Source organism: Candidatus Pantoea soli, from assembly GCF_007833795.1.
Lineage (GTDB): Bacteria > Pseudomonadota > Gammaproteobacteria > Enterobacterales > Enterobacteriaceae > Pantoea > Pantoea soli.
This window is the reverse complement of the sequence record NZ_CP032702.1, coordinates 1,021,939-1,041,171: the sequence shown is the minus strand read 5'-3', so window position 1 is coordinate 1,041,171 and position 19,233 is coordinate 1,021,939. Positions and strand designations below refer to the sequence as shown.

24 protein-coding genes, 1 other RNA gene and 1 other annotated feature are annotated in these 19,233 nt (G+C 57.7%); of the genes, 12 read left to right on the top strand and 13 right to left on the bottom strand.

From position 1 onward, the window contains the following. Window positions 1–41: 41 nt before the first annotated feature. From recR to D8B20_RS04735, 5 genes are all read right to left on the bottom strand, one after another. Window positions 42–647: a recombination mediator RecR gene (recR, locus tag D8B20_RS04755; protein WP_145887616.1), complete on the bottom strand. Its 606-nt coding sequence runs from the start codon at window positions 645–647 to the stop codon at window positions 42–44. Further along, window positions 647–976, bottom strand: coding sequence for a YbaB/EbfC family nucleoid-associated protein (locus D8B20_RS04750; protein ID WP_010616869.1), 330 nt, complete (start codon window positions 974–976; stop codon window positions 647–649). The genes recR and D8B20_RS04750 overlap by 1 nt, the downstream gene beginning before the upstream one ends. A 50-nt stretch (window positions 977–1,026) precedes the next feature. Further along, window positions 1,027–2,997, bottom strand: coding sequence for a DNA polymerase III subunit gamma/tau (dnaX, locus tag D8B20_RS04745; protein WP_145887613.1), 1,971 nt, complete (start codon window positions 2,995–2,997; stop codon window positions 1,027–1,029). Next, window positions 1,624–1,685, bottom strand: a sequence feature (DnaX frameshifting element). (Overlaps the previous gene by 62 nt.) Before the next feature lie 293 nt (window positions 2,998–3,290). Beyond that, complete coding sequence (apt, locus tag D8B20_RS04740; RefSeq protein ID WP_145887611.1) at window positions 3,291–3,842, bottom strand: adenine phosphoribosyltransferase; 552 nt, start codon at window positions 3,840–3,842, stop codon at window positions 3,291–3,293. A 153-nt stretch (window positions 3,843–3,995) separates the two neighbouring features. Continuing rightward, window positions 3,996–4,379, bottom strand: a complete 384-nt coding sequence (locus D8B20_RS04735; RefSeq protein WP_145887609.1) for a DUF454 family protein — start codon at window positions 4,377–4,379, stop codon at window positions 3,996–3,998. A 58-nt stretch (window positions 4,380–4,437) separates the two neighbouring features. On the opposite strand from D8B20_RS04735, the gene priC reads away from it, so the two are divergent. Genes priC through rsmS form a run of 3 tightly spaced genes read left to right on the top strand, consistent with a single transcriptional unit; the run spans window position 4,438 to window position 5,408 of the window. Further along, window positions 4,438–4,947 (top strand): primosomal replication protein PriC, encoded by a 510-nt coding sequence (gene priC, locus D8B20_RS04730; protein WP_145887607.1) that lies wholly within the window; start codon window positions 4,438–4,440, stop codon window positions 4,945–4,947. A 51-nt stretch (window positions 4,948–4,998) separates the two neighbouring features. Continuing rightward, the gene (locus D8B20_RS04725) at window positions 4,999–5,244 is read left to right on the top strand and encodes a GlsB/YeaQ/YmgE family stress response membrane protein (RefSeq protein ID WP_145887605.1); all 246 of its coding nucleotides are present in this window, start codon (window positions 4,999–5,001) and stop codon (window positions 5,242–5,244) included. Between the two features lie 8 nt (window positions 5,245–5,252). Then, entirely contained in the window at window positions 5,253–5,408 is a 156-nt protein-coding gene (rsmS, locus tag D8B20_RS04720; RefSeq protein ID WP_145887603.1) for a pleiotropic regulatory protein RsmS, read from the top strand. Here rsmS and acrR read toward each other — a convergent pair. After that, window positions 5,399–6,043: a multidrug efflux transporter transcriptional repressor AcrR gene (gene acrR, locus D8B20_RS04715; RefSeq protein WP_145887601.1), complete on the bottom strand. Its 645-nt coding sequence runs from the start codon at window positions 6,041–6,043 to the stop codon at window positions 5,399–5,401. The genes rsmS and acrR overlap by 10 nt on opposite strands. Window positions 6,044–6,185: 142 nt before the next feature. On the opposite strand from acrR, the gene D8B20_RS04710 reads away from it, so the two are divergent. The 4 genes from D8B20_RS04710 to ykgO all read left to right on the top strand — a co-directional run bounded on the left by D8B20_RS04710 (window position 6,186) and on the right by ykgO (window position 11,081). Continuing rightward, window positions 6,186–7,376 (top strand): efflux RND transporter periplasmic adaptor subunit, encoded by a 1,191-nt coding sequence (locus tag D8B20_RS04710; RefSeq protein ID WP_145887600.1) that lies wholly within the window; start codon window positions 6,186–6,188, stop codon window positions 7,374–7,376. A 17-nt stretch (window positions 7,377–7,393) separates the two neighbouring features. Then, entirely contained in the window at window positions 7,394–10,543 is a 3,150-nt protein-coding gene (locus D8B20_RS04705) for an efflux RND transporter permease subunit (RefSeq protein WP_145887598.1), read from the top strand. A gap of 122 nt (window positions 10,544–10,665) precedes the next feature. Then, window positions 10,666–10,923 (top strand): type B 50S ribosomal protein L31, encoded by a 258-nt coding sequence (locus D8B20_RS04700; RefSeq protein WP_145887597.1) that lies wholly within the window; start codon window positions 10,666–10,668, stop codon window positions 10,921–10,923. Between the two features lie 17 nt (window positions 10,924–10,940). Continuing rightward, window positions 10,941–11,081, top strand: a complete 141-nt coding sequence (gene ykgO, locus D8B20_RS04695) for a type B 50S ribosomal protein L36 (protein WP_010616859.1) — start codon at window positions 10,941–10,943, stop codon at window positions 11,079–11,081. A 42-nt stretch (window positions 11,082–11,123) separates the two neighbouring features. Here ykgO and D8B20_RS04690 read toward each other — a convergent pair whose 3' ends face one another. Genes D8B20_RS04690 through D8B20_RS04680 form a run of 3 tightly spaced genes read right to left on the bottom strand, consistent with a single transcriptional unit; the run spans window position 11,124 to window position 13,518 of the window. Continuing rightward, window positions 11,124–12,005 carry a metal ABC transporter substrate-binding protein gene (locus tag D8B20_RS04690; RefSeq protein WP_145887595.1) on the bottom strand — a complete coding sequence of 294 codons (882 nt, stop codon included), beginning with the start codon at window positions 12,003–12,005 and terminating at the stop codon, window positions 11,124–11,126. 23 nt (window positions 12,006–12,028) lie between these two features. Continuing rightward, a complete protein-coding gene (locus tag D8B20_RS04685; protein WP_145887593.1) occupies window positions 12,029–12,865 on the bottom strand; it encodes a metal ABC transporter permease in 837 nt (278 codons plus the stop codon). Then, entirely contained in the window at window positions 12,862–13,518 is a 657-nt protein-coding gene (locus tag D8B20_RS04680; RefSeq protein ID WP_145887592.1) for a metal ABC transporter ATP-binding protein, read from the bottom strand. The genes D8B20_RS04685 and D8B20_RS04680 overlap by 4 nt, the downstream gene beginning before the upstream one ends. A 339-nt stretch (window positions 13,519–13,857) precedes the next feature. Here D8B20_RS04680 and D8B20_RS04675 point away from each other — a divergent pair, with 339 nt between their 5' ends. The 3 genes from D8B20_RS04675 to D8B20_RS04665 all read left to right on the top strand — a co-directional run bounded on the left by D8B20_RS04675 (window position 13,858) and on the right by D8B20_RS04665 (window position 14,977). After that, complete coding sequence (locus D8B20_RS04675) at window positions 13,858–14,211, top strand: hypothetical protein (protein ID WP_145887590.1); 354 nt, start codon at window positions 13,858–13,860, stop codon at window positions 14,209–14,211. 145 nt (window positions 14,212–14,356) lie between these two features. Further along, window positions 14,357–14,734 carry an Hha toxicity modulator TomB gene (tomB, locus tag D8B20_RS04670; RefSeq protein ID WP_145887588.1) on the top strand — a complete coding sequence of 126 codons (378 nt, stop codon included), beginning with the start codon at window positions 14,357–14,359 and terminating at the stop codon, window positions 14,732–14,734. A 24-nt stretch (window positions 14,735–14,758) separates the two neighbouring features. Then, window positions 14,759–14,977, top strand: a complete 219-nt coding sequence (locus D8B20_RS04665; RefSeq protein ID WP_145887586.1) for an HHA domain-containing protein — start codon at window positions 14,759–14,761, stop codon at window positions 14,975–14,977. Window positions 14,978–15,099: 122 nt separating this feature from the next. On the opposite strand, the gene ffs is transcribed toward D8B20_RS04665, so the two are convergent. Then, window positions 15,100–15,196: signal recognition particle sRNA small type (gene ffs / locus D8B20_RS04660), an RNA gene on the bottom strand. 178 nt (window positions 15,197–15,374) lie between these two features. Here ffs and D8B20_RS04655 point away from each other — a divergent pair. Further along, a complete protein-coding gene (locus D8B20_RS04655; protein WP_145887584.1) occupies window positions 15,375–15,692 on the top strand; it encodes an MGMT family protein in 318 nt (105 codons plus the stop codon). Between the two features lie 124 nt (window positions 15,693–15,816). Here D8B20_RS04655 and D8B20_RS04650 read toward each other — a convergent pair whose 3' ends face one another. Further along, the gene (locus D8B20_RS04650; RefSeq protein ID WP_145887582.1) at window positions 15,817–16,374 is read right to left on the bottom strand and encodes a YbaY family lipoprotein; all 558 of its coding nucleotides are present in this window, start codon (window positions 16,372–16,374) and stop codon (window positions 15,817–15,819) included. Window positions 16,375–16,576: 202 nt separating this feature from the next. Here D8B20_RS04650 and tesB point away from each other — a divergent pair, with 202 nt between their 5' ends. Further along, window positions 16,577–17,440, top strand: coding sequence for an acyl-CoA thioesterase II (gene tesB, locus D8B20_RS04645; protein ID WP_145887580.1), 864 nt, complete (start codon window positions 16,577–16,579; stop codon window positions 17,438–17,440). 61 nt (window positions 17,441–17,501) lie between these two features. Here tesB and amtB read toward each other — a convergent pair whose 3' ends face one another. Then, window positions 17,502–18,791: an ammonium transporter AmtB gene (amtB, locus tag D8B20_RS04640; protein ID WP_145887578.1), complete on the bottom strand. Its 1,290-nt coding sequence runs from the start codon at window positions 18,789–18,791 to the stop codon at window positions 17,502–17,504. Window positions 18,792–18,824: 33 nt separating this feature from the next. After that, the gene (gene glnK / locus D8B20_RS04635) at window positions 18,825–19,163 is read right to left on the bottom strand and encodes a P-II family nitrogen regulator (protein WP_003850469.1); all 339 of its coding nucleotides are present in this window, start codon (window positions 19,161–19,163) and stop codon (window positions 18,825–18,827) included. Window positions 19,164–19,233: the final 70 nt, after the last annotated feature.

The window sequence follows — 19,233 nt, the reverse complement described above, 5'->3', positions numbered from 1 at the left end:
AAAATTTCAAGCCGGTATCGCTTAACGAGACCGGCAAGTGATTAGAATTTAATCTTATGACGTCCGGCGAGCGAGTGTGACAGCGTGGTGCCGTCCACCATTTCCAGCTCTCCGCCAACCGGCACACCGTGCGCAATACGGCTGGCGTCAACGCCATACTGGCCGCACAGCTCGGCAATGTAGTTGGCGGTGGCTTCACCTTCCACGGTGGGATTCGTGGCAAGGATCACTTCCTGCAACGGCTCCTGTTCAAGGCGCTGCTCCAGGCGATCCAGACCAATATCCTGCGGTCCAATCCCATCCAGCGGCGAGAGATGGCCCATCAGCACAAAGTAGCGGCCGCCAAACTGGCCGGTCTGCTCAATGGCGTGAATATCGGCCGGGCTCTCCACCACGCAAATCTGGCCGTTTTGCTGACGGCGCGGATTGGCGCAAATGGTGCAGATTTCCTGCTCGGTGAAGGTGCGGCAATCCGCACAGTGTCCGATTTCCGACATGGCGCGGGTCAGCGCCTGCGCCAGACGCATGCCACCGCTGCGATCGCGCTGCAACAGATGAAACGCCATACGCTGCGCCGATTTCGGACCGACGCCCGGCAGGCAGCGCAGCGATTCCATCAAAGCTTCAAGCAGTGGACTGGTTTGCATCAGAACGGCATCTTAAAGCCAGGCGGCAGCTGCATACCGGCAGACACAGAGGCCATCTTCTCTTTCTGGGTCTCATCAATACGGCGGGCCGCATCGTTGAATGCCGCGGCGATCAGATCTTCCAGCATCTCTTTGTCATCTTCCAGCAGGCTGGGATCGACCTCAACGCGGCGGCAGTTGTGCGCGCCGTTAATGGTCACTTTGACCAGACCCGCACCCGATTCACCGGTCACTTCCAGCGCGGCGATCTCTTCCTGAACCTTGGCCATTTTGTCCTGCATCTGCTGGGCCTGCTTCATCAGGTTGCCCAATCCGCCTTTACCAAACATAGTTTTCTCTCTCTGCTGGGGCTGCGCGCAACCTCTGCGCGACAGCGTGATCATACGGGTCGAATACTCTCTTCATCCAGATCCGCATCGAAGAACCGACGCAGGGTCTGGATATGCGTATCGCTGGCGATTGACTGGCGCGCCTGCGCCAGCTTCTCTTCATAAATGGCCTGACGCCACTCCAGCGGCGTCAGCACCGCCGGATTATCGTCTTCCACAATCGTCACTTCAACCGCCTCACCGGCGGCCTGGCTCAGGGCATCCTGAATTGCCTGGCGCGCCGAAGCGGAATTCAGGTGCCGCTGGCTGCTGCGCAGATGCAGCGTGACGCCCTGTTCAGTCACCTCTTTCCACGCATTCAGTGCTACCTGCTGTACCAGTTTCGGCAGGGTAAGGCGCGCAATCTCTGCCGCCCAGGGGTCGCGCTGCAGCGACTCTTCTGCCAGTTTAAGTGACAATTCAGGCGTTTTCTCATGCTCAAGCGCAGAACGCAAGGCTTTTGGCGTGGCAACCGGCTCCGCCTTTACCACCTCCTGCTGCTGGGCTTTCCAGCGGTAGGCTTCCGGTTTTGCCGCCGCTTTTACCGCCGGTTCTGCAGCGCGCTGCTGCACCCGCTCCGTTACGCTGGCCAGACGTTCCAGCGCCGGATTTGCCGGCCGCGCGGAACGCGCTGCCGGCTCACTCTTTTTTGCCTTGCCGGCTCCCTGACGCAGCAACTGCGTTCGCGCCTGTAAGAGCTGACTGGTGGTATCCGGCAGCGCGTCTGGCGCCGCCGTTGGCATGGGTGGATAATCCCCGGCTGGCGGTGCGGCTTCGCTGGCGGACGGCGCCATCTGCGGGCGCGCAGCCGCGGCGGGTGGCGCACTGGCCGCCGGCACCTGAGGCGCCGCCTGCGGCGTCAGCGACGGACGCGCCACCGGCTCGGCCAGCGTTGCCTGCGGGTGAAACGCCAGCGCACGCAGTAACGTCATCTCCACACCAAGACGGCGATCCGGTGCCAGCGGTAAGTCTTTCCGCCCCATCAGCAGCGTCTGATAGTACAGCTGAACATCGGCAGGCGGCAGCACCCGGGCCAGTTCCCGCAGGCGCTGAGCCTGGCTGACTTCATCTTCACCGAGCGATCCCGGCAGCAGCTGGACCATGGCAATGCGGTGCAGAAGGCGCAGCATCTCCACCAGCAGCGCTTCCCACTCTACCCCGCGTGACGCCGCCTGATTAAGCAGCGCCATCACTTGTTCGCCCTGGCCCTCCACCAGCGCTTCAATCAGCGCCAGCGGCTGTTCATCGTCGAGGGTGCCGAGCATCTGCGCCACGGTTTCACGCGTCACGCTGCCCTGCCCCATGGCAATGGCCTGATCGGTCAGGCTGAGCGCATCGCGCATGCTGCCATCGGCGGCGCGCGCCAGCAGATGCAGCGCACGCGCTTCGGCATCAATCTGCTCCTGTTGCAGGATATGCGCCAGCTGCTGCTGAATCTGTTCCACATCCAGCGCCTTGAGATGGAACTGCAGGCAGCGCGACAGGATCGTTACCGGCAGCTTTTGCGGATCGGTCGTGGCCAGCAGAAATTTGACGTGTGACGGCGGCTCTTCCAGGGTTTTCAGCAGCGCGTTAAAGCTATGACGTGAGAGCATGTGCACTTCGTCAATCAGGTAGACCTTAAAGCGCCCGCGCGCCGGGGCGTACTGTACGTTGTCGAGCAGATCGCGCGTGTCTTCCACTTTTGTCCGGGACGCCGCGTCAATCTCGATTAAATCAACAAAACGGCCCTGCTCAATTTCCCGGCAGTTGTCACACTGACCGCATGGCGTCGCGGTGATGCCGGTTTCGCAGTTGAGCCCCTTGGCCAGCAGGCGTGCAATGGACGTTTTACCGACGCCGCGCGTGCCGGAGAAGAGATAAGCATGATGGATGCGTCCCAGTGATAACCCGTTGGCCAGCGCGGTCAGCACGTGTTCCTGACCGACTACGTCAGCGAAAGCCTGGGGACGCCATTTTCGCGCAAGTACCTGATAGCTCATGTGGATGTAATCACTGGATTGTCGTGAGTTGGCACAGCGGTGCGGCTGAATACGCCGGATGCCGCCATAAGGCAAAAGGGGAAAAATGCAGCTTCGCAAACCCTGTGTATTTGGGCAGTAGTTTAACAGCCGCCGCCCGATATGCCTATAGCTGTAACGCGCCGGCGCTGACCCCGGTCACTGACGGGAGTCAGCATCCGGGGCAGTGCTGTGCGGGCTGCCGGCCGGCAACGCGGTAAAAAACAGAGAGGTTGCCCGGCGGGCGGTTTGCCTGACAGCGGCGCGGAAGGCCCTTAGTGGCCGGGGAAGTTCACCAGGCTGTAGCAGTCGATGCCCAGCGCGTTGAGGCGTTTTTCGCCGCTTAAATCAAACAGGTTGATCACAAAGGCCGCATCTTTGACCTCACCGCCCGCGCGACGGATCAGCTTCACGGTCGCTTCAATGGTGCCGCCGGTTGCCAGCAGATCGTCCACCATCAGCACCACGTCACCCGGTGCGATCGCATCTTTATGCAGTTCCAGCGCATCTGTGCCGTACTCCAGCTCATAGCTTTCGCGGTAGGTTTCACGTGGCAGCTTGCCTGGCTTACGCACCGGCACAAAGCCCACACCCAGCCCCAGCGCGACTGGCGCACCAAACAGGAAACCCCGCGCTTCGGTGCCCACCACTTTGGTGATGCCTTTGTCGCGGTAACGCGCTACCAGAATCGCGATCGCGGCGGCATACGCCTGCGGATCTTCCATCAGGCTGGTCACGTCACGGAACAGGATGCCCGGTTTTGGGTAGTCAGGAATGCTTTTGATGCTGTTTTTGATCAGTTCAAGCTGCTGCGCAGTTGCGGTCATAAAGGTTACGCCTGGAAAAAAATATCTAATACGCGCAGCTTCAGACAGCACCAATACCCGGAGACCGGGTTAAGCAAAGTCGTTTCTCAAAGGGAAGCCACGCACGAAGATGCCCAAATCTAAGCAAACAGCCGGCTAAATGCAACCCTGACGCTACGGTTCGCGCACGTTCGGACTTTCTGCCACCACGGGTATACGCCACATCCACAGCAGCAGCAGGCACAGCATTCCCAGTAGCAGAATACGCACCCAGGTGAGCGGCACCAGCCAGATCGAGAGCGCAAAGGTAAGCACAATCAGCAACATGGCTCGCCCTTTCACGCCGGGCGGCATGGCATGATGTTGCTGCCAGTGGCGCAGATAACGGCCAAACGGCGAACGCCACAGCAGCCAGTGATGAAAGCGCGGTGAAGATCGCGCAAAACACCAGGCAGCCAGTAACACAAATGGCGTGGTAGGTAATAATGGTAATACAATGCCCAGCGTGCCCAGCACAATGGCCAGCCAGCCCAGGCTTAACAGTAAGATGCGCTGCATGCCGGATGCCTGAAAAGAGTTAAAACAGTGCTACGTTAACATAGTCGGAACCTGAGTCATGCCCCAATCTCCCGTACAACAGCGTCTGCTGACGATAATGGAAGCGCTGCGCCAGCAGATTGCACAGCAGCGCGATGGTGCCTGCCGGCAGCCGCGCTTCGACGTCCGGCTCTTTCGCTGTAAAGGCACGCGGCTGGCCGATTATCTGCAGGAGCTGGAGCAGAATGTGGCATTGCTCAGTGAGCCGTGTACGCCGGCGCGTCAGCAGTGGCTGGCGCAGAAGGTAATCGATCAAATTGCCGCGCTGCAACGCGAATGCCAGAGCCAGCAGCTGCGGGTAGCGCGCGAACGGCCGCATCACGATCCGCGTCAGCAAAAACGCGAAGAGTATCAGGGCTATGAAACGCGCCTGCTGGCAATGCTGCAGCAGCGCGAACAGCATCTGGCGCGTGCGGAAACGCTGAGCGTGCAACAGCAGCTGATGCGTGAAGTGGGCGTGTTACAGGAGCGACTGGCGCGCTGCCGCGCCGCGCTGCAAAAACTGGAGCTGCAGGCGCCTTTTGTCTGATACCGGCTGAAGCGGACAAACGGCGCGGCGGCGATAAACAGGAGCATAACCATGACGCTTATTATCTGGATAGTGATGGGGCTGGCCGCTGGCTGGCTGAAACGCATACTGTTTCCCGGTCGTCCGGGCGGCTTTGTGCCGACGCTGGTGCTGGCGGTGATCGGCGCGCTGATTGGCGGCTATATTGCCACGTATTTTACCACCGGCGATCTGGGCAGCCTGCCGCCAGCCGGGTTTATCGCCGCCCTGGCCGGCGCGCTGATCATGCTGCTGGTGGCAGCCAAATTACGTATTTAGGAGGAAGGATGTCGCTGGAGAACGCACCCGATGAGATCAAACTGGCCGTCGATTTAATCCAGCTGCTGGAGGAGAATCAGGTGCCGGTTGCGACCGTGCTGGCGGCGCTGGAGATTGTCCGCCGCGATTATCAGCAAAAGCAGGCGGTGGAACATCAGGCCTGAGCACGCGCGCTCAGCGTCGGACTGAGCCGCAGCATATCAATAAAGGCGTCCACCAGCTGCGGCGCTTCCTGCGCCAGATCAAAGCTGTGCGGATTAAACAGCCAGCTTTCCATCATGCCGTTAATATAGCCCCGCATCAGCAGCGCCGCCTGACGCGTATTGAGGCTGCCCGGCAGCTGCCCGGCATCAATACACTGGCGCAGCACCGCTTCGATTCGGTCATAGCACGCCTGCAACAACCCCTGCTGCATCGCCATTAATGTCGACATTTCGCCCACAAATTCGCATTTGTGGAAGATGATCTCCATTAGTGCACGTCTTTGCGGATCCTTTGCCGTGGCGTCAAGGATATAGATCAGCATCGATCGCATTACAGAAAGTGGATCGCCGGGGTATTTTGTCTGATACTCAAGTTCCACATCGTCAAGCCCAGCGTCACACCGCAGCCAGATCTCCTGTAACAGATCGGCTTTATTTTTAAAATGCCAGTAGATCGCGCCGCGCGTGACGCCGGCCGCAGAGGCGATGTCCGCCAGTGACGTGGCAGCCACACCGTGTTCAGAAAAGTGAGCTAAAGCAGCGTCCAGAATTTGATGCCGCGTTTCAAGTGCTTGCGCTTTGGTTTTTCGTGCCATAGAGGACTGTTTTTACAAACTGGCAAGTTTACATACATTTGTGGATGTATGTACCATAGCACGACCCGTGTTTTAACGCAGCAATGGGTTTAACGGTTTGTGATCCATTGATCATTTGATATCGGACACTAGAGGTTTATTTATGAATAAAAACAGAGGATTAGCGCCTCTGGCGGCCGCCGTGATGCTCTCAGGCAGCTTTTTGTTAACAGGATGTGATGATAATAAATCCCAGCAAGCCGCCCAGCAGCAACCGCCTGAAGTGGGCGTTGTGACGTTAAAAAAAGAGCCCCTGAAAATCACGACCGAACTGCCTGGCCGTACCTCGGCGTTCCGCGTAGCCGAAGTGCGTCCGCAGGTGTCGGGTATCATTCTGAAGCGTAATTTTGTTGAAGGCACAGACGTCAAAGCCGGCGTGTCGCTCTATCAGATCGATCCGGCGACGTATCAGGCTGCCTATGACAGCGCCAAAGGCGACCTGGCGCAGGCGCAGGCAAACGCCCGTGTGGCGCAGCTGACCCTGAAACGTTATAAGCCGCTGCTGGGCACCAAATACATCAGCCAGCAGGATTATGACAACGCTGCCGCCACCGCTGCGCAGACCGCGGCGGCCGTACAGGCTGCTCAGGCCAACGTCGAGACCGCGCGCATCAATCTGGCTTACACCAAAGTCACTTCGCCAATTAGCGGCCGTATTGGCAAATCCGCTGTCACGGAAGGCGCGCTGGTGTCCAGTGGCCAGACGACCGCGCTGGCTACCGTACAGCAGCTTGACCCGATGTATGTGGATGTGACCCAGTCCAGCGACGATTTCCTGCGTTTGCGCGCGGAGCTGGAATCCGGTCAGCTGAAGCAAAATGACGGTAAAGCCAATGTCACCCTGCTGATGCAAAACGGTAACGCCTATAGCCAGCAAGGCACATTGGAATTTTCCGATGTCACCGTGGATGAAACCACCGGCTCCATTACGCTGCGCGCGATTTTCCCGAACCCGGATCACCGCCTGCTGCCAGGAATGTTCGTGCGGGCGCGTCTGGATGAGGGCACCAATCCTTCTGCCCTGCTGGTGCCGCAACAGGGTGTGACCCGCACGCCGACCGGCGAAGCCAGTGCCATGGTGGTGGGTGCCGACAACAAAGTGGAAGTGCGCAAGATTACCGCGAATCAGGCCTTTGGCGACAAGTGGCTGGTCACGCAGGGCCTGAAAGAGGGCGATCGCGTGATTACTGTGGGTATTCAGCGTGCCAAACCGGGTGCACAGGTAACGCCACAGGAAGTCAAAGACGATGCCAATGCGCTACCGGAATCACCGTCTGCTAAATCATCGTCATAAACAGGAGCCGTTGATACATGGCTAAGTTCTTTATCGATCGCCCCATTTTTGCCTGGGTGCTCGCCATCATTATTATGCTGGCGGGTGCGCTATCGATTATCAAACTGCCGATTGAGCAATATCCCAATGTTGCGCCACCGGCGGTTGAAATCCAGGCTTCTTATCCGGGTGCAGATGCGAAAACGTTACAGGATTCGGTAACGCAGGTTATCGAACAAAACATGAACGGCATCGACGGGCTGATGTATATGTCCTCGAGCAGTGATTCGTCCGGTACGCTGACGCTGACGCTGACCTTCCAGTCCGGTACGGACGCCGACATCGCGCAGGTACAGGTGCAGAACAAACTGCAGCTGGCGATGCCGCTGCTGCCGCAGGAAGTCCAGCAACAGGGGATTCAGGTTAAAAAATCCTCCAGCAGCTTCCTGATGGTGGCCGGTTTTGTCAGCGATGACGGCAGCATGACGCAGAACGACATCGCCGACTATGTCGCCTCAAACATCAAAGATCCGATCAGCCGTACGCCAGGCGTCGGTGACACGCAGGTGTTTGGTGCGCAGTATGCGATGCGTATCTGGCTTGATCCGCACAAGCTCAACAATTACCAGCTGACGCCGGTGGATGTAATAAGCGCGCTGCAAACCCAGAACACCCAGGTGGCCGCCGGTCAGCTGGGCGGCACGCCGCCCGTGCCGGGCCAGCAGCTGAACGCCTCCATCATTGCGCAGACCCGTCTGACCTCCACGGATGAGTTCGGCAATATCATGCTGAAAGTGAATCAGGATGGTTCACAGGTACGCCTGCGCGACGTGGCGAAAATTGAGCTGGGCGGGGAAAACTACGAGATCATTGCCCGCTACAACGGCAAACCTGCCTCCGGTATCGGTATCAAGCTGGCAACCGGTGCGAATGCGCTGGATACGGCAAAAGCGGTTAAAGCGGAACTGGCGAAGCTGGAACCTTTCTTCCCGTCAGGCATGAAGACCGTTTACCCGTACGACACCACCCCGTTCGTGAAAATTTCGATTTTCGAAGTGGTGAAAACGCTGTTTGAAGCGATTGTGCTGGTGTTCCTGGTGATGTACCTGTTCCTGCAGAACTTCCGGGCAACGCTGATCCCGACTATCGCCGTGCCGGTAGTGCTGCTGGGGACCTTCGCCATCATCAGCGCCTTCGGCTACTCCATTAACACCCTGACGATGTTCGGGATGGTGCTCGCCATCGGCCTGCTGGTGGATGACGCCATCGTGGTGGTGGAAAACGTTGAGCGCGTAATGGCAGAAGAAGGTTTGCCACCCAAAGAAGCGACCCGCCGCTCCATGGAGCAGATTCAGGGCGCGCTGGTGGGGATTGCGCTGGTGCTGTCTGCGGTATTTATCCCGATGGCCTTCTTTGGCGGCTCAACCGGGGTGATTTATCGCCAGTTCTCGATCACTATCGTCTCGGCGATGGCGCTGTCAGTGCTGGTGGCGTTGATTCTGACGCCAGCGCTCTGTGCCACCCTGCTAAAACCCATCAAAAAAGGCGATCACGGCAAAACCACCGGTTTCTTTGGCTGGTTTAACCGCCTGTTTGATAAGAGCACCAACCACTACGTTGACAGCGTGGGCCACATTATCCGCAGCACCGGTCGCTACCTGGTTATTTACCTGGTGATCGTGGCGGGGATGGCGTATTTGTTCCTGAAACTGCCTACCTCCTTCCTGCCGGAAGAGGATCAGGGCCTGTTGCTGGCGCAGGCGCAGCTGCCTGCCGGTGCGACACAGGAGCGCACCCAGAAGGTGCTGGATCAGGTCACGGATTACTTCCTGAACAAAGAGAAAGACAGCGTGAATTCGGTGTTTACCGTTAACGGCTTCGGCTTTGCCGGCCGCGGACAGAACACCGGTATCGCCTTTGTCAGCCTCAAACCCTGGGATGAGCGTGGCGATGCCAGCCTGAAGGTGCCGGCTATCGCTGGCCGTGCGATGAAGGCGCTGGGGCAGATCAAAGACGCCATGGTATTCCCGTTCAACCTGCCGGCCATTATCGAACTGGGTAACGCCACCGGTTTCGACTTCCAGCTGATCGACCAGGGCAACCTGGGCCATGAGAAACTGACCGCCGCGCGTAACCAGCTGTTTGGCATGATTGCCCAGCATCCGGATACGCTGGTGGGCGTGCGCCCGAACGGTCTGGAAGACACGCCGCAGTACAAACTGATCATCGATCAGGAAAAAGCGCAGGCGCTGGGCGTGTCGCTGTCTGACATCAACACCACGCTGGGCGCCGCCTGGGGCGGCTCTTACGTGAACGACTTCATCGATCGCGGCCGTGTGAAGAAGGTGTATGTGATGGGCCAGGCTGATGCCCGTATGCTGCCGGACGACATCAGCAAATGGTACGTGCGCAACAGCAGCGGCACGATGGTTCCGTTCTCCTCCTTCTCTTCGGCGAAATGGCAGTACGGCTCACCGCGTCTGGAGCGTTATAACGGGTTGCCTTCCATGGAGATTCTGGGTCAGGCCGCACCGGGCAAGAGCTCCGGTGATGCGATGAACCTGATGGAAAGCCTGGCGTCGAAGCTGCCTGCCGGTATTGGCTACGACTGGACCGGTATGTCCTATCAGGAACGTCTCTCCGGCAACCAGGCGCCGGCGCTGTATGCCATCTCGCTGATTGTGGTGTTCCTGTGTCTGGCCGCACTCTATGAGAGCTGGTCCATTCCGTTCGCCGTCATGCTGGTTGTTCCGCTTGGGGTGATCGGTGCGCTGATCTTCACCACGCTGCGCGGTCTGAGTAACGACGTGTACTTTGTGGTAGGTCTGCTGACCACCATCGGCCTTTCGGCGAAGAACGCCATTCTGATCGTGGAATTCGCCAAAGATTTGATGGAGAAGGAAGGCAAAGGGCTGGTCGAAGCCACGCTGGAAGCCGCGCGTATGCGTCTGCGTCCGATTCTGATGACCTCCCTGGCGTTTATCCTCGGCGTTCTGCCGCTGGCCATCAGCAGCGGTGCCGGTTCCGGTGCCCAGAACGCCGTGGGTACCGGCGTGATGGGCGGCATGGTCACCGCGACCGCGCTGGCGATCTTCTTCGTGCCGGTGTTCTTTGTGGTGGTGCGTCGCCGCTTCAGCAAGCATAAAGGTGCGCTGGAACAGGGCCATCCTGCAGAGCATCAACATTAAAACGCTTCCCTGATAAAAGGCCGCTGATGCGGCCTTTTTTTTCGCCTGCGCGTGGCAGTTGCAATCATGTCCTGACCGGGTCATACTAATGTTATAGTATAACATAACATTCAGGAGCGCATATGAAACCCGGTATCCATCCACACTATCGTCCGGTGCTTTTCCACGACACCACCGCCGACGAATATTTTAAAGTCGGCTCGACCATCCAGACCGATCGCACCATGACTTTTGAGGGCGAAACCTTACCCTACGTCACGCTGGATGTTTCCTCAAAGTCACATGTCTATTACACCGGTAAGCAGAAAGAGTTTGCCAAAGAGGGCAGCGCCGCGCGCTTTAACAAGCGTTTTGGCAGCTTCCTGACACGCAGCAAATAAGCCAGAGGCACCGCAATATGCAGGTAGTAAGCTCATTACGTTCGGCGAAAACCCGCCACAAAGATTGCAAAGTGGTACGCCGTAAAGGCCGTATTTACGTGATCTGCAAAACCAATCCGCGCTTTAAGGCGGTTCAGGGAAGAAAGAAAAAACGGTAGGAATGTGTCGTGATGATTGGCCGGGCTGCTCCCCGGCCTTTTTTATGGCTTCATGGATTGCAGCATGGCATCCACATTGTGGCGGAACGCGGCCGTATAGGTGGCAGCCGGACCGTTTGCCTCTGACAGCGCCTCCGGATAGAGTTCCCCACCCGGCTGTGCGCCGGTTTCATGAGCAATTTGCTGCACCAGGCGCGGATCGGTCTGGTTCTCCATAAAATAGGTGTGAATCTGTTCCGCCTTCAGCTGCCTGATGATGGCCGCCATATCACTGGCGCTGGCCTCCGCTTCGGTTGAAAAGCCCACCGGGGCAAGGAAGGTGACGCCATAGCGCTGCCCGAAATAGCCAAACGCATCATGGCTGGTCAGCACCTTGCGTTTTTCCGGTGGTACAGCGGCAAATGCGGTTTTCGCCCAGTGGTCCAGCGACTGCAGCTGCTGAATATAGTGCGCTCCGCGCTGCCGGAACGTCGCCGCATCGTCGGGATCGACGCGGATGAGCGCGTTCATCACATTGGTGGCATAGATCACGCCGTTTTGCATGCTGTTCCACGCATGCGGATCGGTAATGGTTTTGCCCTCTTCGTCCATGGTCCGGCTGTTTATCCCGGATGAGGCCACGACCACCCTGCCCCTGTAGCCAGAAGCGCTAATCAGGCGATCCATCCAGCCCTCCAGCCCCAGCCCGCTGACGAAGACGACCTGCGCGCCGGCGAGTGCCTGGCTGTCCTGCGGTGTCGGCTCAAAGGTATGCGGATCGCCATTTGGCCCCACCAGCGATTTCACGTGGACGCGATCGCCGCCCACCTGTTTAACGATATCGGCCAGCACCGTGAAGCTGGCGACGGCCTCCACCGTTTTCGCCAGGCTCAGCGGACTGACCAGCATGGCGCCCAGCGCCAGACTCAGCGGTAATCTTTTCATGTTTGTCTCCTTGTGGCTGTTGGTTAGCGACGCAGCAGGCCGCCACAGGGCCCTGCCAGCACCGAGAGTAAAAACAGCAGCGCCGCGCTCAGTACTACGGCCGGGCCCGCCGGCAGCGCGAAGTGCCATGACAGCAGCAGACCAGCCAGCGCCGCCACGATGGCCAGCAGCATCGCAATCCCAAGCAGGCTGAGCAGATGACGGCTCCAGAAACGGGCGCTGGTAGCAGGCAGCATCATCAGGCCTACCGACATCAGCGTGCCCAGCACCTGAAAGCCGGCCACCAGATTGAGCACCACCAGCAGCAAAAAAAGCCCGTGTACCAGCGGTGCACTCCATTTACCCTGCGCGCGCAGGAAATCCGGATCGAAAGCGTCAATCACCAGCGGGCGAAAAATCAGTGCCAGCACCAGCAGCGTCACAGCCGCAATGCCGCCCACCAGCAGCATGGCGGCGTTATCCACTGCCAGCAGCGAACCAAACAGCACATGCAGCAAATCCACGCCCGAACCGCGCAGCGAAACCAGCGTGACGCCAAGCGCCAGCGAGCCGAGGTAAAAACCAGAGAAGCTGGCATCCTCTTTTAACGGCGTGTATCGGCTTACTGCGCCGGAAAGCAGCGCGACTGCCAGGCCGGCAATCAGTCCGCCAATCCCCATCGCCACCAGCGACAGCCCGGAGAGCAGATAACCGATAGCGGCACCCGGCAGTACCGCATGGGACAGCGCATCACCGATCAGGCTCATGCGACGTAAAGAGAGAAAAACGCCAAGCGGGGTCGCGCTGACGGCCAGCGCCAGGCACGCCACCCATGCCCGACGCATAAAACCAAATTCGATAAACGGCTGCAGCAGCGTCATGACGCCACCCCGCCGCGCGGCGGCGTATGCACCGTACCGCCGCTATCCAGCCTGAGTACGCTGCTGAAGTAGCGCGTGACTAACGTGCGGTCGTGCAGAACCACCAGCAGCGTGGTACCGGCCCGCTGCTGCTGCTGCAGAATGGACATCAGCAGGCGGGTCGTTGCCGTATCGATGCCGTTAAAAGGCTCATCCAGGAGCCAGATTTGGCTTTGCTGCAGCATCAGCCGGGCGAACAGCACACGCTGCAGCTGGCCACCGGAGAGTGTCGCGGGCTGCGCCGCAGCAAAGGCGCGCATCTGCACCGCCTCCAGCGCGGCATCAATCTCCTGCCGTAGTGCACGGTTAATGCCACCGAACCAGCCGCAGCGCGGCCAGCAGCCGGTGGCAACCAGCTCATAGACCGTGAGCGGGAAGCGGGTTTCCAGCTCACTGCGCTGAGGCATCCAGCCCAGCGCCTTGCGCGGTACCTGGCATTCAAACCGGCCCGCAACCGGCGGCAGTAAGCCCGCCATCGTTCGCAGCAAAGTTGATTTACCGCTGCCGTTTGCACCGGTCAGCGCGGTCATGCTGCCCGCCGCCAGCGTCCCGCTGACAACCGGCGTCACCGCCCTGCCCTGATAGCCGCCCTGCAGCTGCTCAAACCGCATCATGGCTGCATGCCCCAGAACAGCGCCAGCGCCAGCACCGCGCACAGCAGCAGCATCATCCCCAGGCGGGCTGGCAGCGAAAGAAGAAGTCCACTGAATTTCATCGCTTTCCCATTAATGTTATAACATAACAATTAACATACCTGATGCGGGCGCGGTTGTACCGGGTCTAAAGTGTTTCAAAAGTTGAATGCAGGCAGCACATCGGCGTGTAACGCATTGGTTTTTCATGCCTGCTGCCACGGCTTATCGCAACAATCGCCCATTCTGTTTAATGGCGACTTGCTTTGTTCTGATGAAATCACAATGATAGAAACATCCTCTCTTTTTACGGGATGTTAAATGCAGGCTATTATTCATAGTGATATTGCCGCTGATGAAGCGGACTGCGGCAAACTGCAGCGTCTGATTCAGGAGAATATTCTCAAAATAGCGGACGCGCTGGCAGGCGACCTCCAGTGGTATTCTCAAAATGCCAAATTAGTTACGGACAGTTTTAAGATAAATTCCATACAGCCATGCGGTCACAATCGATTTAAAATGCTTTACGATTTTACGTGGAATTTATTTAATCCCTGCCTGGATTTAAATGAAACCTTTACCCGAAGCGAAGAAGTTATGTTCCGGATTGCCGCCGGTTCGCTGGTGTTTGAGGTGATCGACAATACCCGCCCATCACCTGCAGACGAATTGTAATATTTAGTAATTGGGTGAGCAAAACTAATGATTGTGGATTATCTTTAAAAGGTCGCTGAATTCTTTTTATTCGTGATCGCTCCCTGGTAGCTTTTCCAATTCTCGCCGCGTTGCGGTAACTGTGCTCGCTATGGAGGGGAAAAAGATGGACGAATACTCACCGAAACGGCATGATATTGCCCAGCTTAAATTTCTGTGTGAGAACCTGTCTGACGAGAGTATGGCGACATTAACAGACAGCCACCACGGCTGGGTTAATGACCCGACATCTCCAGGCAATTTACAGCTCAACGATTTAATTGAGCATATCGCCTCTTTCACAATGAATTACAAAATTAAGCATGTTGAAGATGAAGCGCTGATTACGCAAATTGATGAATATCTTGATGATACCTTTATGCTGTTCAGCAGTTATGGCATCAATACTCAGGATCTTCAGCGCTGGCAACGTTCAGCCAAACGCTTATTTAATCTGTTTGCCGAAGAGTGCGCTTATCTCCAGCAACCCAGCCATTCCTTTTAGCATCAGAGTGAGACCGGTTTATTTATGAACAACCAAGCCCTGACAAAAACTGACTATTTAATGCGACTGCGCCGCTGTCGCTCGATTGATACCCTTGAACGGGTGATTGAAAAAAATAAGTATGAATTATCTGACGACGAGTTAGCGGTGTTCTATTCCGCAGCCGATCACCGTCTGGCGGAGCTGACCATGAATAAGCTCTATGACAAAGTGCCCGGTTCTGTCTGGAAATACGTCCGCTAGGTTTTGCCCTTCTGACCGCTTCGTAACGTTATCGCCCTGAACAGGAAATCATTGGCAAAGGAGTGCCAGCAAGCTGTTGTGCGCTTTTATCGTGAGTTTACGGGGAGCAGAATGGGTGGAGGCCCTGCCAGCTACATCCCGGCACACGCGTCGCCTGCTGCGGCTGCTTCCTTCCGGACCTGACCGAGTTCACAAGTTAGCGTTGCGGGAGAACCAACAGGGCCTCCATTGATAAGCCCTCATTTCGAGAGCGCAGGCATTATCGGGGAAGCCCCTTTCAATTGCAAGCGCACGCCGGGCAACCGTTGTTTTCTTGAACAGACGGGCGGCGAATCCCGGTTTCCGGGACGCGCCCCATGCTAAAGTGGCGCCTTTCTGGTGATGAACGAGCGGTTTAATGAGCGAACAAAGCAACTTCTCTGAACGCGTCTGGCACATTGTTGCCGCCATTCCCCCGGGTAAGGTCACCACCTACGGCGATGTTGCGCTGCTGGCGGGTTCTCCGCGCGCGGCGCGTCAGGTCGGCGGTGTTCTGCGCCGCTTGCCAGCCGGCAGTACGCTGCCGTGGTTTCGCGTGATCAATCGTCACGGTCGCATCTCCCTGCAGGGCGACGATCTGTTTCGTCAGCGCGACGCGCTGGAAGCGGAAGGGATTGAGGTCAGTGATGCCGGAGAGATCGCGCTGGATAAATATCGCTGGGAGTATGACCGCTGACCGCGCACGCTGAAGGTAGTGATGAAAGAAACCGGCACGCACCGCATACCGCGCGTGCCGGATAAACAGCGATGACGCCGTCATGACGGTTTTACGTTCATGGCGACGTCAGCGGACTGGATTATTACATCTGCGTCGGCGCCGGAACGGAAGCCGAAGGTGTTACCTGCGTCGGTGAAGTCGAAGGTACGGTGGTTGCCGCGCCAGGCTGCGTAGGCATCGCCATATTCGCTACCGGCACCAGTAACAGTTCTGCTTTGGTGCCGCCCTGATTAATCACGGGTTTCACCGTATCAGTGATAAAGGCCAGCTTGCCGTCAACCGAAATGGCCGCGCTCAGCAGAATGCGGGCGTCCGGCTTAATATCCGCCGGATTGAATGGCAGGATAAACTGGAACGGCGCCTGCTTCCCTTCAGTACGCACCACGCGCTGCGACAGCACTTTTGATGGCGCATCCGCCAGAGAAGCGTCAGCCAGCGTGACGGTCAGCACCGCATCCGGCGGCAGCGCAATGCGCTGACGAATATAGACTGACCCACTTACGTTTGGCTGCGCGATGGCGGCTTTCTGTCCGGCAACTGCTGAGCCCAGCGTCGGTGTTGGCACCGGCTTGCTGTGGTCGGCACACCCTGTGATCGCCGCAGCGAGCGTCATACCGCTAATTACATGCCAGAGTTTCATTGATGTCGTCTCCTTATGAACACTATGATTGTCGGCGGGGAAGTGATTGGCTGGGTTTTCAACCGCCGATTGTTGTTAATTCTGGCACAAAAATCCGCATTGCGCCTGAAACGCGGCCAGGCTACTGAAACGACAGCAAAAACGTTGCGCAAACTGGTCGGATCTTTCACACTTGCGCCATCGCTCACGTTGAGGAATTGCTATGAGCCAGGCACTGAACAACCTGCTTACGTTACTGAATCTGGAAAAACTGGAAGAAGGACTCTTTCGCGGTCAAAGCGAAGACCTGGGCCTGCGTCAGGTATTTGGCGGCCAGGTCGTGGGTCAGGCACTGTATGCCGCTAAACAGACGGTCCCGGAAGCCCGTATTATTCACTCTTTTCACAGCTATTTTCTGCGTCCGGGTGACAGCCAGAAAGCGATCATTTACGACGTGGAAACCCTGCGCGACGGTAAAAGCTTCAGCGCGCGTCGCGTCAGTGCGGTACAGAACGGGCAGCCTATTTTCTACATGACGGCCTCTTTCCAGGCCCCGGAAAGCGGCTTTGAGCATCAGAACAGCATGCCGCAGGTGCCCGGCCCGGACCACCTTCCCTCGGAGCAGGATCTGGCAAAAAAGCTGGCAGCCCACCTGCCCCTTAAGCTCAAAGAGAAATTTCTTGCTGAGCGACCGCTGGATATCCGGCCGGTACAGATTCACAATCCGCTGAAAGGCCGGGTGGATGAGCCAATGCGCCAGGTGTGGATTCGCGCCAACGGCCAGCTGCCGGACGATCGACGTATCCACCAGTATCTGCTGGGCTATGCGTCCGATCTCAACTTCCTGCCGGTGGCGCTGCAGCCGCATGGCAAAGGTTTTCTCGAGCCCGATATGCAGGTGGCCACCATTGACCACTCCATGTGGTTCCACCGACCGTTTGATCTCTCGGAATGGCTGCTCTACAGCGTGGTCAGCACCTCGGCGTCCGGCGCGCGCGGTTTTGTCCGCGGTGAATTTTATAGCCAGGACGGCACGCTGGTTGCGACCACGGTGCAGGAAGGCGTAATGCGGCAGCGCGAAGCATAAAAAAAGGGGCGATACGCTCGCCCCTGCAGTGCATCAGTAAGGTGACTTTCGTCAGCCACCGTTACTGGTTATAAGCATTCTCGCCGTGGCTGTTGACATCCAGACCTTCGCGCTCCTGCTCTTCCGGTACGCGCAGGCCCACAATCAGGTCGGCCAGCTTAAAGCCGATGAATGCCACCACGCCGGACCAGACCACCGTAACGATGCAGCTGAACACCTGAATCCATACCTGATGACCCATGGTGACGCCTTCTGCGTAGCCTACGCCGCCCAGCGAAGAGGAGGCGAAAACGCCGGTCAGGATGCAGCCGAGGATGCCACAGACACCGTGCACGCCGAACACATCGCACGGGTCATCCACGCGCAGCCATCTTTTCAGGGTGGTGACGCCCCAGATACCCGCCAGGCCGCCGGCCAGACCGATGATCAGCGCGCCGCCGACGCCCACATAACCACAGGCTGGCGTAATGGCGACCAGACCCGCGATAAAGCCGGAACAGGCGCCCAGCAGCGAAGGCTTGCCGCGCATCGCCCACTCACCAAACACCCATGACAGCACCGCACCCGCCGTGGCGACCACGGTATTGACGAAAGCCAGCGCAGCGATTTCATTGGCAGCGGAAGCCGAACCGGCGTTGAAACCGAACCAGCCGACATACAGGATCGCCGTGCCAAGGAATACCATCGGCAGGTTATGCGGTTTGAACGCCTCTTTGCCAAAGCCCGCACGTTTGCCCACCAGGTATGCGCCCACCAAGCCGGCAACCGCCGCATTGATGTGCACCACGGTCCCGCCGGCAAAATCCAGCGCGCCATCCTGTGCCAGATAACCGCCGCCCCATACCATATGCGCAATCGGCAGGTAGGAGAGCGTCAGCCAGACACCAACAAAAATCAGCACCGCAGAGAAGCGAATACGTTCTGCAATGGCACCGACAATCAGGCCGACGGTGATGCAGGCAAACGAAGCCTGAAACGCCACATGAATGTACTGATAGAAGCTGCCCATCACCGCTTTCAGTTCGATGTTCTTGAGCATCGCCCACTGGAAATCACCGAAGAAGGCGTTACCGGTGCTGAACGCCAGCGAGTAGCCATACACCACCCACAGCACGCACACCAGCGAAAAGGTGACCGCGACCTGCGTCAGCATCGACAGCACGTTTTTGCCGCGAATCAGGCCGCCATAAAACAGCGCAATGCCCGGAATGCTCATAAACAGGACCAGCGCAGTACAAATCATCATAAACGCGTTATCTGCCTTGTCGGCCACGGCCGGTGCAGCCGCCATTGCCAGAGAAGGTAACAACGCCAGGCTGGTGAGGCCCAACTTGGTCATGACTTTATTCATCTCTTTCCATCCCATCACAATTCAGAGCCCCAGTTACAGTGCGGCTTCGTCGGTTTCGCCGGTACGGATACGAATGACGCGCTGCAGTTCCGCGACGAAAATTTTGCCGTCGCCAATTTTGCCGGTGTAAGCGGCTTTGCTGATGACATCGACCACTTCATCCAGCTGGTCGTCTGCAATCGCAATATCAATTTTTACTTTTGGCAGGAAGTTAACGCTGTATTCAGCACCGCGATACAGTTCTGCATGGCCTTTCTGACGCCCGAAGCCTTTCACTTCCGATACGGTCAGACCCTGAATGCCAATGGAGGATAAAGCTTCACGCACGTCCTCCAGCTTGAATGGTTTGATTACCACGGTAACCAGCTTCATACGTTCCCCTCCGGATTAAAATAAGTGAGTCTTTGCGGACACGCAGAGTTCTAAGCAAAGGCTGTGCCAT

Coding starts and splice junctions, on each gene's coding strand:
- recR (WP_145887616.1), bottom strand. CDS start 647: ATGCAAACCAGTCCACTGCTTGAAGCTTTGATGGAATCGCTGCGCTGC.
- D8B20_RS04750 (WP_010616869.1), bottom strand. CDS start 976: ATGTTTGGTAAAGGCGGATTGGGCAACCTGATGAAGCAGGCCCAGCAG.
- dnaX (WP_145887613.1), bottom strand. CDS start 2,997: ATGAGCTATCAGGTACTTGCGCGAAAATGGCGTCCCCAGGCTTTCGCT.
- apt (WP_145887611.1), bottom strand. CDS start 3,842: ATGACCGCAACTGCGCAGCAGCTTGAACTGATCAAAAACAGCATCAAA.
- D8B20_RS04735 (WP_145887609.1), bottom strand. CDS start 4,379: ATGCAGCGCATCTTACTGTTAAGCCTGGGCTGGCTGGCCATTGTGCTG.
- priC (WP_145887607.1), top strand. CDS start 4,438: ATGCCCCAATCTCCCGTACAACAGCGTCTGCTGACGATAATGGAAGCG.
- D8B20_RS04725 (WP_145887605.1), top strand. CDS start 4,999: ATGACGCTTATTATCTGGATAGTGATGGGGCTGGCCGCTGGCTGGCTG.
- rsmS (WP_145887603.1), top strand. CDS start 5,253: ATGTCGCTGGAGAACGCACCCGATGAGATCAAACTGGCCGTCGATTTA.
- acrR (WP_145887601.1), bottom strand. CDS start 6,043: ATGGCACGAAAAACCAAAGCGCAAGCACTTGAAACGCGGCATCAAATT.
- D8B20_RS04710 (WP_145887600.1), top strand. CDS start 6,186: ATGAATAAAAACAGAGGATTAGCGCCTCTGGCGGCCGCCGTGATGCTC.
- D8B20_RS04705 (WP_145887598.1), top strand. CDS start 7,394: ATGGCTAAGTTCTTTATCGATCGCCCCATTTTTGCCTGGGTGCTCGCC.
- D8B20_RS04700 (WP_145887597.1), top strand. CDS start 10,666: ATGAAACCCGGTATCCATCCACACTATCGTCCGGTGCTTTTCCACGAC.
- ykgO (WP_010616859.1), top strand. CDS start 10,941: ATGCAGGTAGTAAGCTCATTACGTTCGGCGAAAACCCGCCACAAAGAT.
- D8B20_RS04690 (WP_145887595.1), bottom strand. CDS start 12,005: ATGAAAAGATTACCGCTGAGTCTGGCGCTGGGCGCCATGCTGGTCAGT.
- D8B20_RS04685 (WP_145887593.1), bottom strand. CDS start 12,865: ATGACGCTGCTGCAGCCGTTTATCGAATTTGGTTTTATGCGTCGGGCA.
- D8B20_RS04680 (WP_145887592.1), bottom strand. CDS start 13,518: ATGATGCGGTTTGAGCAGCTGCAGGGCGGCTATCAGGGCAGGGCGGTG.
- D8B20_RS04675 (WP_145887590.1), top strand. CDS start 13,858: ATGCAGGCTATTATTCATAGTGATATTGCCGCTGATGAAGCGGACTGC.
- tomB (WP_145887588.1), top strand. CDS start 14,357: ATGGACGAATACTCACCGAAACGGCATGATATTGCCCAGCTTAAATTT.
- D8B20_RS04665 (WP_145887586.1), top strand. CDS start 14,759: ATGAACAACCAAGCCCTGACAAAAACTGACTATTTAATGCGACTGCGC.
- D8B20_RS04655 (WP_145887584.1), top strand. CDS start 15,375: ATGAGCGAACAAAGCAACTTCTCTGAACGCGTCTGGCACATTGTTGCC.
- D8B20_RS04650 (WP_145887582.1), bottom strand. CDS start 16,374: ATGAAACTCTGGCATGTAATTAGCGGTATGACGCTCGCTGCGGCGATC.
- tesB (WP_145887580.1), top strand. CDS start 16,577: ATGAGCCAGGCACTGAACAACCTGCTTACGTTACTGAATCTGGAAAAA.
- amtB (WP_145887578.1), bottom strand. CDS start 18,791: ATGAATAAAGTCATGACCAAGTTGGGCCTCACCAGCCTGGCGTTGTTA.
- glnK (WP_003850469.1), bottom strand. CDS start 19,163: ATGAAGCTGGTTACCGTGGTAATCAAACCATTCAAGCTGGAGGACGTG.